The following is a 17,062-nucleotide window of genomic DNA, read 5'->3' as shown; positions in this document are numbered from 1 at the left end:
GGAGTTGGCATGGCGAACATGTTTGCCCTGATTCTGGTCATTGCGACCCTTGTGACAGGGCTGTTGTGGTGTCTGGATAAGTTCATATTCGCACCAAAACGTCGTGAACGTCAGGCCGCTGCTCAGGCAGCGACCGGCGAGCAACTGGACAAGAAGACGCTGAAGAAAGTCGGCCCGAAACCGGGCTGGCTGGAAACCGGCGCCTCGGTCTTCCCGGTACTGGCGATTGTGCTGATTGTGCGTTCGTTTATCTATGAACCTTTCCAGATCCCGTCAGGTTCGATGATGCCGACTCTGCTGATTGGCGATTTTATCCTGGTGGAGAAATTCGCCTATGGCATTAAAGATCCGATCTACCAGAAAACGCTGATCGAAACTGGTCATCCGAAACGTGGCGATATCGTGGTGTTTAAATATCCGGAAGATCCGCGTCTGGACTACATCAAACGCGCGGTCGGTTTGCCGGGCGATAAAGTCACTTACGATCCGGTGGCTAAACAGGTGACGATTGAGCCTGGCTGCGCGTCGGGTCAGGCATGCGGTAGCGCCTTGCCGATCACCTACTCCAACGTCGAACCAAGCGATTTCGTTCAGACCTTCTCCCGCCGCAACGGCGGCGAAGCCACCAGCGGTTTCTGGCAACTGCCGAAAGGCGAAACCAAAGCCGATGGTATTCGTCTGACCGAGCGTAAAGAGACGCTGGGTGAAGTGACCCACCGTATTCTGACGGTACCCATCGTTCAGGATCAGGTGGGGATGTACTATCGTCAGTCCGGCCAGCCGCTGGCAACGTGGGTCGTTCCGCCGGGTGAATACTTCATGATGGGCGACAACCGCGACAATAGCGCCGACAGCCGTTACTGGGGCTTCGTGCCGGAAGCGAACCTGGTGGGTAAAGCTACCGCCATCTGGATGAGCTTCGAAAAACAGGAAGGCGAGTGGCCAACCGGCGTACGTTTATCGCGCATTGGCGGCATCCACTAATTCCCCGTCTTAATTCACGCTGCCAGCGCAATAACGGCAGCGTGAATTATTTAGTATTTAAATCCATCCAAACTAACGACATCCCTTGTCGTTGCGTATAGAATATCCCCCCGAAGTTTTTGGTTGTCTCTCGAAAGAGTGACACTGCACACGAAACCGCGTTGGTTAGTTTCTGCCCTTATATATCAAGGGTATGTATGCTCAGGTCGGTTTCGTGTGCTGCATCTTTGACGCATTCATTTATTGGTAACGCATGAACCCCATCGTAATTAATCGGCTTCAACGAAAGCTGGGCTACACTTTTGTTCATCAGGAGCTGTTGCAACAGGCATTAACTCACCGCAGTGCCAGCAGCAAACACAACGAGCGTCTCGAGTTTTTAGGCGACTCTATTTTAAGTTTTGTGATCGCCAATGCGCTCTATCATCGTTTCCCTCGGGTAGACGAAGGGGATATGAGCCGTATGCGCGCGACGCTGGTGCGAGGCAATACGCTGGCGGAAATCGCCCGCGAATTTGAACTGGGCGAGTGCCTGCGCCTTGGGCCTGGCGAGCTGAAGAGCGGCGGTTTTCGTCGCGAATCGATTCTGGCTGATACCGTAGAAGCCTTAATCGGCGGGGTTTTCCTCGACAGCGATATTCAGAATGTTGAACGCTTAATCCTCTCCTGGTACCAGACTCGTCTGGACGAAATCAGCCCGGGCGATAAGCAAAAGGATCCGAAGACGCGTCTGCAGGAGTATCTGCAGGGTCGTCATCTGCCGCTGCCGTCTTACCTGGTCGTCCAGGTACGCGGCGAAGCGCACGATCAGGAATTTACTATCCACTGCCAGGTCAGTGGCCTGAGTGAACCGGTGGTTGGCACAGGTTCCAGCCGTCGCAAGGCGGAGCAGGCTGCCGCCGAACAGGCGCTGAAAAAACTGGAGCTGGAATGAGCGAAGAAAAAAGTTATTGCGGATTTGTCGCCATCGTTGGTCGTCCAAACGTTGGCAAATCCACGCTGTTGAACAAGCTGCTTGGGCAGAAGATCTCGATCACTTCCCGTAAAGCGCAGACTACCCGTCACCGCATCGTCGGTATCCATACCGAAGGGCCGTATCAGGCGATTTATGTTGATACCCCGGGCCTGCATATGGAAGAGAAGCGCGCGATTAACCGCTTAATGAACAAAGCGGCCAGCAGCTCGATTGGCGATGTGGAACTGGTTATCTTCGTTGTTGAAGGCACTCGCTGGACGCAAGATGACGAGATGGTGCTAAACAAGCTGCGTGATGCGCGCGCGCCGGTGATTCTGGCCGTCAACAAAGTTGATAACGTGCAGGAGAAAGCGGATCTGCTACCGCACCTGCAGTTCCTTGCCAGCCAGATGAACTTCCTCGACATTGTGCCGATCTCTGCGGAAACCGGCACCAACGTTGATACTATCGCGTCAATCGTACGTAAACATCTGCCGGAAGCGATTCATCACTTCCCGGAAGATTATATTACCGACCGTTCCCAGCGCTTTATGGCCTCCGAGATCATCCGCGAAAAGCTGATGCGTTTCCTGGGCGCTGAACTGCCGTACTCCGTGACCGTCGAAATTGAACGTTTCGTGAGTAACGAACGCGGCGGTTACGACATCAACGGCCTGATCCTCGTCGAGCGTGAAGGGCAGAAGAAGATGGTAATTGGCAACAAAGGCGCCAAAATCAAAACCATCGGCATCGAAGCGCGCAAAGACATGCAAGAGATGTTTGAAGCGCCGGTGCACCTCGAACTGTGGGTCAAAGTGAAATCCGGCTGGGCCGATGACGAGCGCGCGCTGCGCAGTCTCGGTTACGTTGACGACCTCTGAGTTAACGCAACGTGGATGGATGGCAGCGCGCCTTTGTCCTGCATAGCCGACCGTGGAGCGAAACCAGTCTGATGCTGGACGTCTTCACGGAAGAGTCCGGTCGCGTGCGCCTGGTTGCCAAAGGCGCACGCTCCAAACGCTCTAATCTCAAGGGCGCTTTACAGCCCTTTACCCCCTTACTGGTTCGCTTCGGCGGCCGCGGCGAAGTCAAAACGCTTCGCAGCGCGGAAGCCGTCTCGCTGGCGCTGCCGCTCAGCGGTATCACGCTCTACAGCGGTCTTTACGTTAACGAACTCATCTCCCGCGTGCTCGAGCACGAAACGCGCTTCTCTGAACTTTTTTTCGACTACCTGCATTGCATCCAGGCGCTTGCCGGGGCCAGCGGTTCGCCGGAGCCCGCGCTGCGGCGCTTTGAGCTGGCGCTACTCGGGCACCTGGGCTATGGCGTTGATTTCCTTCACTGCGCCGGCAGCGGCGACCCGGTGGATGACACCATGACCTACCGCTATCGCGAAGAAAAAGGCTTTATCGCCAGCTTGGTGATTGATAACAGCACGTTTACCGGGCACCATTTGAAAGCGTTGGCTAGCCGCGAGTTTCCGGATGTAGATACGCTGCGCGCCGCGAAGCGCTTTACCCGCATCGCCCTGAAGCCGTATCTTGGAGGGAAACCGCTCAAGAGCCGGGAATTGTTTCGCCAGTTTATGCCCGCGCGAAAGGCGCGAGCCGATAATACGAATAATGATTAACGAGGATTGTCATGGCTGAATTACTGTTAGGGGTCAATATTGACCACATTGCGACATTGCGTAACGCGCGCGGTACCGCTTATCCGGATCCGGTGCAGGCGGCTTTTATTGCTGAACAGGCCGGCGCCGATGGTATCACCGTGCACCTGCGCGAAGACCGCCGCCATATCACCGATCGTGACGTGCGCATCCTGCGCCAGACGTTGCATACCCGAATGAATCTTGAAATGGCGGTTACCGAAGAGATGCTGGCGATCGCCTGCGAAACTAAACCGCACTTTTGCTGCCTGGTGCCGGAGAAGCGTCAGGAAGTGACCACCGAGGGTGGGCTGGACGTGGCCGGGCAGCGCGATAAGATGCGCGATGCCTGTCAGCGCCTGGCGGATGCCGGTATTCTGGTCTCCCTGTTTATCGACGCGGATGATGAGCAGATCAAAGCGGCTGCCGAAGTGGGCGCGCCGTATATTGAAATCCATACCGGCTGCTATGCCGATGCCAAAACCGATGCCGAACAGGCTAAAGAGCTTGAGCGTATCGCCAAAGCGGCGACCTATGCTGCCAGCCTTGGCCTGAAGGTGAACGCCGGTCACGGTCTGACCTATCACAACGTGAAAGCCATTGCCGCCTTGCCGGAAATGCACGAACTGAATATCGGCCATGCCATTATTGGTCGCGCAGTGATGAGCGGCCTGAAAGAGGCTGTCGCGGAAATGAAACGCCTGATGCTGGAAGCGCGCGGCTAATGGCGATTCTTGGGCTGGGTACCGACATCGTCGAAATCGCCCGCATCGAAGCGGTGATCGCCCGTAGCGGCGATCGCCTGGCGCGCCGGGTGCTGAGCGATCACGAATGGAGCATTTGGGAGCAACATCAGCAGCCGGTGCGTTTTCTGGCAAAACGCTTTGCGGTCAAAGAAGCGGCGGCGAAAGCGCTCGGAACCGGTATTCGCAACGGCCTGGCGTTTAATCAGTTCGAAGTTTACAACGATGAATTGGGCAAGCCGAAACTGCGGTTATGGGGCGAAGCAAAGCTTTTAGCCGAACGGATGGGGGTAAGCGCTATTCACGTCACTCTCGCCGATGAACGCCACTACGCCTGCGCCACGGTGATCGTCGAAAGCTAAACCCGCGGTTAAAGCTTATCCGCGTGGTGCATGAGCACGAATTTATCCCACAACTGTTCTTCATTCTCGACGTGCGCCGGATCTTTGAGAATAGTATTCGGGATCGGGCACACTTTCTGGCAGGTTGGCGTGTCGTAGTGGCCCACGCACTCGGTGCAGCGGTCGCTGTTAATCTCATAAATGCTCTCGCCCATCGAAATGGCCTCATTCGGGCACTCCGGTTCGCACATATCGCAATTGATGCATTTTTTGGTGATTAACAGCGCCATCAGGAAAATCTCAGAAACAACACAAACAGGGCGGGCATTATACGCCCATTTTCTACTCAGACCAGCTTTTTCACCAGCGCTTCGCTATGGCGTATGCGTTCCGGCGCGTGTTCAAGATCTTGCTGCACCAGCGCCATAAAGAGGAGATCGGTGAGCATCATTTGCGCGCTGGTGGAGGAGATGGCTGCGCTGCGCGTCGCCTGCTCCTCAGCGATGGTGTAAAGGCACTGCGAGGCCTGCTGCTGTAAGGCATTGGGAGTAAACCCGGTGATCGCGAGGATCTTGCTGCCGACGCGGAGCGCTTCAGCGGCCGCCATATTGATCTCGCGGCGTTCGCCGGAGTAGGAGATAGCCAGCAGCAGATCGTCCGCCGACATCGCCTGCACCGTTGCCAGCAGCGCATGCATATCTTGCTCGGCGACGGCGTTGATGCCAATTTTCATTAACTTCCAGCTAAAATTGCGCGCCACCAGCCCGGAGGCGCCGATGCCGGTAATGATCACCCGGCGAGCATCGCGCAGCAGGGCCACTGCTTCCAGAAGTTTCTCTTCGCTGTTGACGTCCAGCGAGGCGTGCATCGCCGCGATGTTATCTTTGATCAGCTTTTCACCCACCAGACGCAGCGGATCGTCGCCGCGAATTTGGTTATGTACTGGCACAGAGTGCGGATCCGGACTGCTGGCCAGCGCTTCGCTCAGCGCCAGTTTTAATGCCGGAAAGCCTTTGAACCCCATTTTTTGCGCGAACTTCACCACGCTGGACTGGCTGACGCCCGCTTCGCCCGCCAGCTGCTGTGAGCTGAGATGGCGGGTTTGGTCCGGCTGAGCCAGAATAAAGTCGGCAAGTTTTTTGTCGCTCGCCGCCAGCGACGGGTAACGTTGGCGGATGCGGATTAAACAGTTCATGGCTTCTCCGAAGGAGGGCGTTAGCGGCTGAAAGAATTTTGTATTCGATTATAAGTGGAATAGTACGAATTAAAAATTCTGCTGTGAAGAATTATGCGAATGGGTCAGATTCTGAATCTTACCTCAACCGTGGCAGACAATTTCGCGCTCGTCGCGGCAAGCCTGTTAAGCTATCGGCATCGCCAGGAAAATCCGTACCAGAAAGGAGTTCGGTTTGAACAGTAACGCGCGACGAGTCGTGTTTTTCGATCTTGATGGCACATTGCACCAGCAGGATATGTTCGGCAGCTTTATTCGTTACCTCTTACGTCGTCAACCGCTCAACATACTGTCAGTGGCGGCCTTGTCGCCAATAGTACTGCTGGGCCTGTTGGTTAACGGACGCGCGGCGCGCTGGCCGATGAGCCTACTGCTGTGGGCCGCCACCTGCGGCCGGCGTGAAAGCCATCTTAAGCGTCTGGAGGCGGAGTTCGTTAGCTGGTTTCGCCAGCACGTGACCGCCTTTCCGGTGGTACAGGGCCGGCTAAACGACTATTTAACCAGTACCGATGCCGACGTCTGGCTGATTACCGGCTCACCGCAGTCGCTGGTGGAACAGGTCTATGCCGATACGCTTTGGCTGCCGCGCGTAAAGCTTATCGCCAGTCGCATGAGCCGCCGTCGCGGCGGCTGGGTGCTGACGCTGCGTTGTCTGGGCCATGAGAAAGTAGCGCAGCTGGAACAGCGGATCGGCGCGCCGCTACGCTTATATAGCGGCTATAGCGATAGCGAGCAGGATAACCCGCTACTCTGTTTTTGCCAGCATCGCTGGCGGGTGACGCCGCAGGGCGATCTCCAGCAGCTCGAATAATTCCGCTGCAGGCGAATTATTTGGGCGATATATAGCGCCCATGTATAATGCGCCCCGCTTTTTCTGCAGGAGTGCCGCTGTGTCTGACCACGAATTTAATGATGAATACTGGATGCGCCATGCGCTGACGCTGGCGAAACGCGCCTGGGAAGAGGGCGAGGTGCCGGTGGGCGCCGTGCTGGTGCATAACAATCAGGTCATCGGCGAGGGCTGGAACCGGCCAATTGGTCGTCACGATCCCACCGCCCATGCCGAAATTATGGCGCTGCGTCAGGGAGGGCTGGTCCTGCAGAACTATCGTTTAATTGATGCCACGCTGTACGTCACGCTGGAGCCTTGTGTGATGTGCGCCGGGGCGATGGTGCATAGCCGCATCTCGCGGCTGGTGTTCGGCGCCCGCGATGCTAAAACCGGCGCGGCCGGGTCGTTAATCGATGTGCTGCATCATCCGGGGATGAACCACCGGGTTGAAATTACCGAGGGAATTCTGGCTGAATCTTGCTCCGCGATGCTGAGCGACTTCTTCCGCTGGCGGCGGGAAGAGAAAAAGGCATTGAAGAAAGCGCGTCAGGAAGAGGGCTAACGTCCCATTGTCGGCAACTTCAGCTTAACGTTGTCGACGAGCTTTTCGCCGCGGAATTTAAAGAAGGGCATCGCATACTCTTTATGCTCGCTATCGAGTTCTTCCGGCGTAACGGCTGGATAATCTTCAGCAATCGCCATCTCCTGCGCCGCTTTCCTTTCCTGTTCAGACAAATATCCAACCAGGCTGATATGGTACTTACGAATATTTTCCACGTAGGCGTAAGCCTCATGGCCGCGGGCGTAGCCATATTTTAAGCGGCTGTAGTAGGGCTTCTGGCTCAGCAATGGCAGACGCTGCTTAACGTCGGACCAGCTGTTCGGGTTGCCTTTTTGTTTTTTAGTCAGCGCCATTGCGTCAAGCATATGCGCATAGCCCATATTATAGGCCGCCAGCGCAAACCAGATCCGCTCCTCTTTCGGGATCGCCTCCGGCACTTTGGCCATCATATCCTGCAGATAGCGCATGCCGCCGTCGAGGCTCTGTTCGGCATCGGTACGATCGGTCAGACCTAAACTCTGGGCGGTGTTACGGGTTAGCATCATCATACCGCGCACGCCGGTCGGCGAGGTGGCCTGCGGATCCCAGTGCGACTCCTGCCAGGCAATCGCCGCCAGCAGTCGCCAGTCGATTTGTCGGGCGTATTTCTCAAACAGCGGCTTCAGATCCGGCAGCGTATTCTGTACCGCGCGCAGGAAGGTGCGGGTATCAACATAGTCGAAGTCGTTGCCGTGGCCGAGATACTTCTCTTCCAGGCGGGCGAGGGTGCCGTCTTCATTCATACTATTAAAGAAATCGAGCATGGCTGCCGATAGTGAATTGTCTTCGCTTTTTTCGCTAAACCAGGTGACCGGCTGTTCATCGCTGATGTCGAGAGCCACCGCCAGCTCCGGATGTACGCGCTGGAACAGGCTGACGGCGACGGAATCGGCGACGGTATATTCCAGCGTGCCGTCGATGACCGCCTGCATCAGAGCGGTGGTGCCGCGCTTTTCATCAACGCGCCAGTTGAGGTCCGGATACTTGCTCTCCTTCAGCGCCTGCAAGTCGTTAAGGGCGACGTGGCCTGGGGCGATGGCGAGCTGTTCGGCGTTGATCCCGGCCAGCGTACGCGGACGATTACCGCCAACGCGATAGACCAGCTGCTGCGAAACGGAATAATAGGTGGGGCCCGCCTGATAGTTTTTTACCCGCTCGGTGTTATAGACCAGCCCGGCGGCCAGCATATCGGTTTTACCGGCATCGAGATCGTCAAACAATTGGCTGATATTCTGCCGCACGGTGACTTTCAGCTTCACCCCAAGGTAATCGGCGAAGCGTTTCGCCAGTTCGTAATCGAGACCGTAGTCTTTGTTGTTGATGGCAGCGTAGGTCAGCGGTGAGTTAATTGTACTCACGCGCAGTTCGCCGCGAGCAATGATCCCGGCAACGCGGTTCTCCGGTTTTCCCATCCACGGTAAAGACGGCCACAGCGCCGCCGCCAACAAAAGGGTGACGACGCCGATCAGCAGATAATTAATCTTTAATTTTTTCAAATAGTTAATTTTCTGCAGCGTGGAGTTCCTCAGCTGGGTATATCCGGGAAAAGTAAAAGGTTGCCGTAAGTTGAGCGGCATTTTGCTTAAGAATGCGCCAGTTGGCAACATATTCGCGATTCATGTCACATTTATTGATAAAACTGATGAATCATTTTATTTCTACGCAAACGGTTTCGTCGGGGCTCAGGATTCTCTATAATGGCGCCCGTTTCCCCCTGGCTCACCTTGAAAGCTTCGAAGACGAGAGACTTATGATGGATATTTTGCGTGGTTCACCTGCACTGTCGGCATTCCGTATCAACAAACTGCTGGCACGTTTTCAGGCGGCCAACCTGCCGGTTAGCACCTTATACGCGGAGTATGTTCACTTTGCCGACCTGAGCGCCCCGCTAAGCGATGAGGAGCGCGAAAGACTGGTCAGACTGCTTAAATATGGCCCAAGCCTCAGCAGCCATACGCCAACCGGTAAATTACTGCTCGTCACCCCTCGCCCCGGCACTATCTCCCCCTGGTCCTCCAAAGCTACCGACATCGCCCATAACTGCGGTTTATCGCAGGTCGTGCGGCTGGAACGCGGCGTGGCGTACTACGTTGAAGCACAGGGTCTGAGCGATGCGCAGTGGGACGCCGTTGCGGCGGAGCTGCACGATCGCATGATGGAGAGCGTTTTCACTGAGCTGGAAGAGGGAGAGAAGCTGTTTGCTCACCATCAGCCGACACCGGTGGCCAGCGTGGACCTGTTGGGCCAGGGACGTCAGGCGCTGATTGACGCCAACCTCCGTCTGGGGCTGGCGCTGGCCGATGACGAAATCGACTACCTGCAGGACGCATTCGTTAAGCTTGGCCGCAATCCGAACGACATTGAACTGTATATGTTCGCGCAGGCCAACTCGGAACATTGCCGCCACAAAATTTTTAACGCCGACTGGATTATCGACGGCCAACAACAGCCGAAGTCGCTGTTTAAAATGATTAAAAATACCTTCGAGAAAAACCCGGAATATGTGCTGTCTGCCTATAAAGACAACGCCGCGGTAATGGAAGGTTCCGAAGTCGGACGCTATTTCGCCGACTACCAGACCGGGCGCTATGACTTCCATCAGGAGCCGGCGCACATTCTGATGAAAGTTGAAACTCACAACCACCCGACGGCGATTTCGCCGTGGCCGGGCGCCGCAACCGGCTCCGGCGGCGAGATCCGCGACGAAGGCGCCACGGGGCGCGGCGCGAAGCCGAAAGCGGGTCTGGTCGGCTTCTCGGTGTCTAACCTGCGTATCCCGGGTTTTGAACAGCCGTGGGAAGAGGATTTCGGTAAACCTGAGCGTATCGTGACCGCGCTGGATATCATGACCGAAGGCCCGTTGGGCGGCGCGGCGTTTAACAACGAATTTGGTCGTCCGGCGCTGAATGGCTACTTCCGTACCTATGAAGAGAAAGTGACCAGCCACAATGGCGAAGAGCTGCGCGGCTATCACAAACCGATCATGCTGGCGGGCGGTATTGGCAACATCCGCGGCGAGCACGTCCAGAAGGGCGAAATCACCGTTGGCGCCAAGCTTATCGTGCTGGGCGGCCCGGCGATGAACATTGGTCTCGGCGGCGGCGCGGCGTCATCCATGGCTTCCGGCCAGTCTGATGCCGATCTGGATTTCGCCTCTGTACAGCGCGACAACCCGGAAATGGAGCGCCGCTGTCAGGAAGTGATCGACCGCTGCTGGCAGCTGGGCGATGCGAACCCGATTCTGTTTATCCACGACGTTGGCGCGGGCGGTCTCTCTAACGCCATGCCGGAGCTGGTGAGCGATGGCGGCCGCGGCGGAAAATTCCAGCTGCGCGATATCCTCAGCGATGAGCCGGGCATGAGCCCGCTGGAGATTTGGTGTAACGAATCCCAGGAGCGTTACGTTCTGGCGGTCGCGCCGGAACAGCTGCCGCTGTTTGAAGAGCTGTGCCGCCGCGAGCGCGCGCCTTATGCGGTGATCGGCGAAGCCACGGCGGAGCAACACCTTAGCCTGAGCGACAGCCACTTTAACGATCGGCCGATCGACCTGCCGCTGGACGTCCTGCTCGGCAAAACGCCGAAAATGACGCGTGACGTGCAAACGCTGAAAGCGCAGGGCAGCGAGCTGGATCGTCAACCAATGACGATTGCCGATGCGGTTAACCGCGTGCTGCATCTGCCGACGGTGGCTGAGAAAACCTTCCTTGTGACCATCGGCGATCGCACCGTGACCGGTATGGTGGCGCGTGACCAGATGGTGGGGCCGTGGCAGATCCCGGTCGCCAACTGCGCGGTGACCACCGCCAGCCTCGATAGCTACTACGGCGAAGCGATGGCGATGGGTGAACGCGCACCGGTTGCGCTGCTCGACTTTGCCGCCTCTGCCCGCCTGGCGGTCGGCGAAGCGTTGACAAACATCGCCGCTACGCAGATTGGCGAACTCAACCGCGTCAAACTGTCGGCAAACTGGATGGCGGCAGCCGGTCACCCGGGTGAAGACGCCGGCCTGTATGAGGCGGTAAAAGCAGTCGGTGAAGAACTGTGTCCAGCGCTGGGCCTGACTATCCCGGTGGGTAAAGACTCAATGTCGATGAAAACCCGCTGGCAGGAAGGAAGCGAGCAGCGCGAAATGACCTCGCCGCTGTCGCTGGTGATCTCCGCGTTTGCCCGCGTTGAAGACGTGCGCGGCACCGTGACTCCGCAACTCTCTACGGAAGATAACGCCCTGCTGCTGATCGATCTCGGCAAAGGTCGTAACGCGCTGGGCGCCACCGCGCTGGCGCAGGTCTATCGCCAGCTAGGCGACCAGCCGGCCGACGTGCGTGATGTCGCGCAGCTGAAAGGCTTCTGGGACGCGATGCAGGCACTGGTGGCGCAGCGTAAACTGCTGGCCTACCACGACCGCTCCGATGGCGGACTGTTAGTGACGCTGGCGGAAATGGCGTTCGCCGGTCACTGCGGCGTAACTGCCGATATCGCCGCGCTGGGCGACGATCGTCTGGCGGCGCTGTTCAACGAAGAATTGGGCGCGGTGATTCAGGTTCGCGCCGCGGATCGCGAAGCGGTGGAAGCGCTGCTGGCGATGAATGGTCTGGCAGATTGCGTGCACTACTTAGGCCAGGCGACGGCAGGCGATCGTTTTGTTATCACCGCCGACGGTCAGCCGCTGTTCAGCGAAAGCCGCACCACGCTGCGTATGTGGTGGGCGGAGACCACCTGGCAGATGCAGCGCCTGCGCGATAACCCGGAATGCGCCGATCAGGAGCACCAGGCGAAGTCTAACGATAGCGACCCGGGCCTTAACGTTAAGCTGTCGTTTGATATCAATGAAGATGTTGCTGCGCCGTATATTGCGACCGGCGCGCGCCCGAAAGTGGCTGTGCTGCGCGAGCAGGGGGTTAACTCCCATGTTGAAATGGCCGCCGCTTTCCATCGCGCCGGCTTCGATGCCATCGACGTGCATATGAGCGATCTGCTGGCGGGTCGTACTGGTCTTGGCGACTTCCATGCGCTGGTGGCCTGCGGCGGTTTCTCCTACGGTGACGTACTGGGGGCAGGCGAAGGTTGGGCGAAATCGATTCTGTTCAACGAACGCGTACGCGATGAGTTCGCCACTTTCTTCCATCGCCCGCAGACGCTGGCGCTGGGCGTGTGTAACGGTTGTCAGATGATGTCCAACCTGCGTGAGCTGATCCCTGGAAGCGACCTGTGGCCGCGCTTCGTACGCAACCACTCTGACCGCTTTGAAGCGCGTTTCAGCCTGGTTGAAGTCACCCAGAGCCCATCGCTGCTGCTGCAGGGCATGGCCGGTTCGATGATGCCGATTGCCGTTTCTCACGGCGAAGGGCAGGTGGAGGTGCGGGACAGCGCGCACCTGGCCGCGCTTGAAAGCAAAGGCCTGGTGGCGCTACGTTTCGTCGATAACTTCGGCAAAGTGACGCAAACCTATCCGGCGAACCCGAACGGCTCGGTGAACGGCATTACCGCGGTGACCAGCGAAAGCGGTCGCGCGACGATCATGATGCCGCACCCGGAACGCGTCTTCCGTACCGTCAGTAACTCCTGGCACCCGGAAAACTGGGGTGAAGACAGCCCATGGATGCGTATCTTCCGCAACGCGCGTAAGCAACTGGGTTAATACCGCTAAGTTGATGAAAACGGGCCCCCTGTTAATTCAGGGGGCTTTTTTATTTGTGATCGAGGCCGTATCAGAGTGTCGGGAATTACCGACAGACGCGGTTTAATGGTGTCTCTGAATGACGACACTTAAGCTATTGATTTTAAATATGTGTAATTGAGGACTGATTTGTTGTTGCCAATTGGCGACACTATGGTCAAAGAATAGACAAATGAATTTTAGTGGGTTATTGCATGTAATTCGTTATATATCATACTGTTAATAATTTGTTTTGAAAGGTGGCATAGTTCGTGCATAATAATCAGCAGTGGCTCATTCACCTTCTTATGTCAGCCCCTTCGGGAAGCGCTACATAAACTTCGAATGACGCACAAACAGGTGCCTGCCGTCCAACTCCTGATAACAGCTCTGCTTTATCAGTCATCGGGCGAAACGTCGAGTAAGGCACCGCCTCATTCCTTAATAAAGGCAGGCTTTAGAGCCTGCCTTTATTGTTTCTGCCGTGGATGTTTCCGCCATCCTCAGTTAGCATCTTCAGGAGCTAATGGTTGAGGCTATATCTTTGAAGCGATTCTCTCTTTTCCCCCGTTCCTTGCGCCAACTGGTGACGCTGTCCTTTGTGCTGATCATGCTGCCGCTGTTGGTGCTGGCATGGCAGGCCTGGCAAAGCCTGAACGCGCTCAGCGCCCAGGCCGCGCATATTAACCGCACCACCTTGACTGATGCGCGGCGTAGCGAAGCGATGGTCAACGCCTCGCTGGAAATGGAGCGTAGCTATCTCCAGTATTGCGTGCTGGACGATCCTACCCTTGAGCGGGTCTATCAAAATCAACGTAAGCGTTATAGCGAAATGCTTGAGGCGCTCTCCGGCGTGTTGCCGGATGCTCACATTTGGCAGACCCTGCGGCAGAACCTCGCCGACCTGGCCCAATTGCGTTGCCATAATAGCGCGCCGGACGCCAAAGCCGCGGCGAGCCTCGAAGCCTTTGCCGATGCTAACAGTGAAATGGTGCAAGCGACCCGCACGGTAATCTTCTCCCGCGGCCAGCAGCTACAGCAGGAGATCGCCGAGCGCGGGCAGTTCTTCGGCTGGCAGGCGCTGGTTCTGTTTCTGCTGAGCCTGACGCTAGTTTTGCTGTTTACCCGCATGATCATCGGCCCGGTGAAGGGCATCGAGAAGATGATTAATCGCCTGGGAGAGGGAAAGTCGCTGGATGATGCGGCACTGTTCACCGGCCCGCGCGAACTGCGATCGGTCGGTAAACGGATTATCTGGTTGAGTGAACGTCTGGCGTGGCTGGAGTCCCAACGCCACCAGTTTCTTCGTCATCTGTCACATGAACTGAAAACACCGCTCGCCAGCATGCGTGAAGGTACGGAACTGCTGGCGGACCGGGTAGCGGGGCCGCTGACGACGGAACAGCAAGAAATCGTTGAGATCCTTGATAACAGCAGCCGCAATCTGCAAAAGCTGATCGAACAGCTGCTCGACTATAACCGCAAACTGGCCGATGGCCCGGTCGAGCGGCAGAAAGTGGATATTGCTGAACTGGCGCAGACCGTCGTTTCCGCGCATAGTTTACCGGCAAGAGCCAAGATGATGTCTACCGAGCTGGCGCTGGGTGAACGCTTCTGCCTGGCGGAGCCGACATTGCTGACCAGCGTGCTTGATAATCTGTACTCCAATGCGGTGCACTATGGCGCTGAATCCGGTAACATTCGGATTCATAGTTACCGCCACGGCGAGCAGGTTCGTATCGATGTCGCCAATAGCGGCGAGCCGATCCCCGTCGCCGAAAGAAATATGATTTTCGAGCCTTTTTATCAGGGAAGCCACCTGCGTAAAGGGGCAGTAAAAGGCAGCGGTCTGGGGTTGAGTATCGCCCGCGACTGCGTACGGCAAATGCAGGGAGAGCTGAGCCTGGTCGATGACAATCCCGGGTTCATCTGTTTTCGCATCTCGCTCCCCGCCGCTGAGCCGGGAAAAACCAACACATGAATCAACATTGGGTGAATATGTCCCACTTTTTCGCATTGCGCCGTCCTTTACGGGGATGGCTGCTGTCGGGCCTATGCTGCCTGACGCTGGCGGGCTGTTCCGCTGCTATGTCGCCGCGCGCCGCTGACGGCAATGCGCCGCCCGAGCTGCCGGAACATCAGGTGGCGGATTTTCTCTCCGTAGATTGCGCCAATATCTGGTCGCTGGAAAACGATGCCAGTGATAAAAACCCGCTGTACTGGCTGCGCGGCATTGACTGCGCGGATCGCCTGGCGCCGGTACAGGCCCGTGCCGAAGCCAAATTGCATAATGATGATAACTGGCAGGACGCGTTGAAACGCGGCATTCTGCTGGCCGACGCCAAAATCACCCCCGATGAGCGTCGCGAAATGGTTGCCCGCATCGACAGCTTTAGCCCGCAAATCGCCGCGCAGGTTCGCCCGCTGTACCGGCTGTGGCGCGACGGCCAAGCCCGCCAATTGCAGTTATTTGAGGAGCGATCCCGCTACGGCAAACTCCAGCAATCAAGCGATGCTGAACTGGAAACCTTGCGTCAGCAGGAGCAGCAGTTGCGTAGCCAACTGGAGCTGACCACCCGCAAGCTGGAAAACCTTACCGATATTGAGCGCCAGCTCTCCAGCCGTAAGCCCGGCGGCAATTTTAATAGCGGTAGCGATAAGGTACCGGAGGTGATCCATGACGATCCGTAAACCCGCCCACCTGTTGCTGGTGGACGACGATCCGGGGCTGTTAAAGCTGCTAGGGATGCGTCTAGTCAGCGAAGGTTACAGCGTGGTCACGGCGGAAAGCGGGCCCGAGGCGCTACGCGTGCTGACGCGCGAGCGGGTGGACCTGGTGGTGAGCGATTTACGCATGGATGAAATGGACGGCCTGCAGCTGTTTGCTGAAATCCAGAAGGCGCAACCCGGCATGCCGGTCATCATCCTGACCGCCCACGGCTCTATTCCTGACGCCGTTGCCGCTACCCAGAAAGGGGTGTTTAGTTTTCTGACTAAACCGGTCGATAAAGACGCGCTATATAAAGCGATTGACGATGCTCTCGAGCAGAGCTCGCCGGCCACCGACGAGCGCTGGCGACAGGCGATTGTCACACGTAGTCCACAGATGCTGCGGCTGCTCGAGCAGGCCGGTATGGTGGCGCAGTCTGACGTTAGCGTGTTGATTATCGGCCAGAGCGGTACCGGGAAAGAGATTGTCGCCCAGGCGATCCACAACGCCAGTCCGCGCCACGAAAAACCGTTTATCGCGATTAACTGCGGCGCGTTGGCGGAACAATTACTGGAGTCCGAACTGTTCGGCCACGCGCGCGGCGCCTTTACCGGCGCGGTCAGCAACCGCGAAGGGCTTTTTCAGGCCGCCGAGGGCGGTACGCTGTTTCTTGATGAAATCGGCGATATGCCCGTCGCGCTGCAGGTAAAGCTGCTGCGCGTCCTGCAGGAGCGTAAGGTGCGCCCGCTGGGCAGCAACCGCGATATCGACATCGACGTGCGCATTATTTCGGCGACCCACCGCGATCTACCGAAGGCGATGGCGCGCGGCGAATTCCGCGAAGATCTGTTCTATCGGCTCAATGTCGTTAACCTGAAGATCCCGCCGCTTTCCGAGCGCGCGGAGGATATCCCGCTACTGGCCAATCATCTATTGCGCCAGTCCGCCGACCGTCACAAACCTTTCGTGCGCGCCTTCTCCACCGATGCGATGAAGCGGCTAATGGCCGCCAAATGGCCGGGCAACGTGCGTCAGTTGGTTAACGTGATTGAACAATGTGTGGCGCTGACCTCATCGCCGGTGATCAGCGATGCGCTGGTGGAGCAGGCGCTGGAGGGGGAGAATACCGCGCTACCGACCTTCGTCGAGGCGCGTAATCAGTTTGAGCTCAACTACCTGCGTAAGCTTTTGCAGATAACCAAAGGTAACGTGACGCATGCCGCGCGGATGGCCGGGCGCAACCGCACCGAGTTTTACAAACTGCTGTCGCGCCACGAGCTCGACGCCAACGACTTTAAAGAGTAGCCCCGCGGCATAGCGCAAGCTATGATACGGTAAGCAACCGGTTACGCGACAAA

General features: G+C 57.1%; 15 protein-coding genes. 12 read left to right on the top strand and 3 right to left on the bottom strand.

All coding sequences use genetic code 11. The annotated features are described in order from the left end of the window. Positions 1 to 9: 9 nt before the first annotated feature. The 6 genes from lepB (at position 10) to acpS (ending at position 4,692) form a co-directional block, all read left to right on the top strand. Entirely contained in the window at positions 10 to 984 is a 975-nt protein-coding gene (gene lepB / locus ABLV07_RS17705; RefSeq protein WP_015370289.1) for a signal peptidase I, read from the top strand. A 253-nt stretch (positions 985 to 1,237) separates the two neighbouring features. Then, positions 1,238 to 1,918: a ribonuclease III gene (gene rnc / locus ABLV07_RS17700; protein ID WP_020078171.1), complete on the top strand. Its 681-nt coding sequence runs from the start codon at positions 1,238 to 1,240 to the stop codon at positions 1,916 to 1,918. Further along, complete coding sequence (gene era, locus ABLV07_RS17695) at positions 1,915 to 2,820, top strand: GTPase Era (RefSeq protein ID WP_015370290.1); 906 nt, start codon at positions 1,915 to 1,917, stop codon at positions 2,818 to 2,820. Before rnc ends, era begins: the two co-directional genes overlap by 4 nt. 11 nt (positions 2,821 to 2,831) lie before the next feature. After that, on the top strand, positions 2,832 to 3,569 hold the full coding sequence (recO, locus tag ABLV07_RS17690) for a DNA repair protein RecO (protein WP_015370291.1): 738 nt from the start codon (positions 2,832 to 2,834) through the stop codon (positions 3,567 to 3,569). A gap of 11 nt (positions 3,570 to 3,580) precedes the next feature. Then, positions 3,581 to 4,312 carry a pyridoxine 5'-phosphate synthase gene (gene pdxJ, locus ABLV07_RS17685; protein ID WP_015370292.1) on the top strand — a complete coding sequence of 244 codons (732 nt, stop codon included), beginning with the start codon at positions 3,581 to 3,583 and terminating at the stop codon, positions 4,310 to 4,312. Continuing rightward, entirely contained in the window at positions 4,312 to 4,692 is a 381-nt protein-coding gene (gene acpS, locus ABLV07_RS17680) for a holo-ACP synthase (RefSeq protein WP_015370293.1), read from the top strand. Before pdxJ ends, acpS begins: the two co-directional genes overlap by 1 nt. Positions 4,693 to 4,700: 8 nt before the next feature. On the opposite strand, the gene ABLV07_RS17675 is transcribed toward acpS, so the two are convergent. Both ABLV07_RS17675 and ABLV07_RS17670 read right to left on the bottom strand, forming a co-directional pair. Next, positions 4,701 to 4,961 (bottom strand): YfhL family 4Fe-4S dicluster ferredoxin, encoded by a 261-nt coding sequence (locus ABLV07_RS17675; RefSeq protein WP_015370294.1) that lies wholly within the window; start codon positions 4,959 to 4,961, stop codon positions 4,701 to 4,703. Between the two features lie 56 nt (positions 4,962 to 5,017). Then, positions 5,018 to 5,866 (bottom strand): MurR/RpiR family transcriptional regulator, encoded by an 849-nt coding sequence (locus ABLV07_RS17670; RefSeq protein WP_015370295.1) that lies wholly within the window; start codon positions 5,864 to 5,866, stop codon positions 5,018 to 5,020. Positions 5,867 to 6,080: 214 nt separating this feature from the next. Between ABLV07_RS17670 and yfhb the strand changes: the two genes are divergently transcribed. Continuing rightward, entirely contained in the window at positions 6,081 to 6,716 is a 636-nt protein-coding gene (gene yfhb / locus ABLV07_RS17665) for a phosphatidylglycerophosphatase C (protein ID WP_015370297.1), read from the top strand. 79 nt (positions 6,717 to 6,795) lie between these two features. After that, positions 6,796 to 7,299 carry a tRNA adenosine(34) deaminase TadA gene (gene tadA / locus ABLV07_RS17660; protein ID WP_015370298.1) on the top strand — a complete coding sequence of 168 codons (504 nt, stop codon included), beginning with the start codon at positions 6,796 to 6,798 and terminating at the stop codon, positions 7,297 to 7,299. On the opposite strand, the gene mltF is transcribed toward tadA, so the two are convergent. Continuing rightward, the gene (mltF, locus tag ABLV07_RS17655; protein ID WP_032706270.1) at positions 7,296 to 8,915 is read right to left on the bottom strand and encodes a membrane-bound lytic murein transglycosylase MltF; all 1,620 of its coding nucleotides are present in this window, start codon (positions 8,913 to 8,915) and stop codon (positions 7,296 to 7,298) included. The two genes, tadA and mltF, sit on opposite strands and share 4 nt — an antisense overlap. A 173-nt stretch (positions 8,916 to 9,088) precedes the next feature. Between mltF and purL the strand changes: the two genes are divergently transcribed. The 4 genes from purL (at position 9,089) to glrR (ending at position 17,009) form a co-directional block, all read left to right on the top strand. Continuing rightward, on the top strand, positions 9,089 to 12,976 hold the full coding sequence (gene purL, locus ABLV07_RS17650) for a phosphoribosylformylglycinamidine synthase (protein ID WP_015370300.1): 3,888 nt from the start codon (positions 9,089 to 9,091) through the stop codon (positions 12,974 to 12,976). A 562-nt stretch (positions 12,977 to 13,538) separates the two neighbouring features. Continuing rightward, entirely contained in the window at positions 13,539 to 14,975 is a 1,437-nt protein-coding gene (locus ABLV07_RS17645; RefSeq protein ID WP_026612243.1) for a HAMP domain-containing sensor histidine kinase, read from the top strand. A 17-nt stretch (positions 14,976 to 14,992) separates the two neighbouring features. Next, the gene (gene qseG, locus ABLV07_RS17640; RefSeq protein ID WP_162750221.1) at positions 14,993 to 15,685 is read left to right on the top strand and encodes a two-component system QseEF-associated lipoprotein QseG; all 693 of its coding nucleotides are present in this window, start codon (positions 14,993 to 14,995) and stop codon (positions 15,683 to 15,685) included. Continuing rightward, entirely contained in the window at positions 15,672 to 17,009 is a 1,338-nt protein-coding gene (gene glrR / locus ABLV07_RS17635) for a two-component system response regulator GlrR (RefSeq protein WP_348853625.1), read from the top strand. Before qseG ends, glrR begins: the two co-directional genes overlap by 14 nt. The last annotated feature ends 53 nt before the right edge of the window (positions 17,010 to 17,062 follow it).

Source organism: Klebsiella sp. CN_Kp097, assembly GCF_040064495.1.
GTDB classification, from domain to species: Bacteria; Pseudomonadota; Gammaproteobacteria; order Enterobacterales; family Enterobacteriaceae; genus Klebsiella; species Klebsiella aerogenes.
The sequence above is the reverse complement of the archived record's forward strand: the minus strand, read 5'-3'. Positions and strand labels throughout refer to the sequence as shown.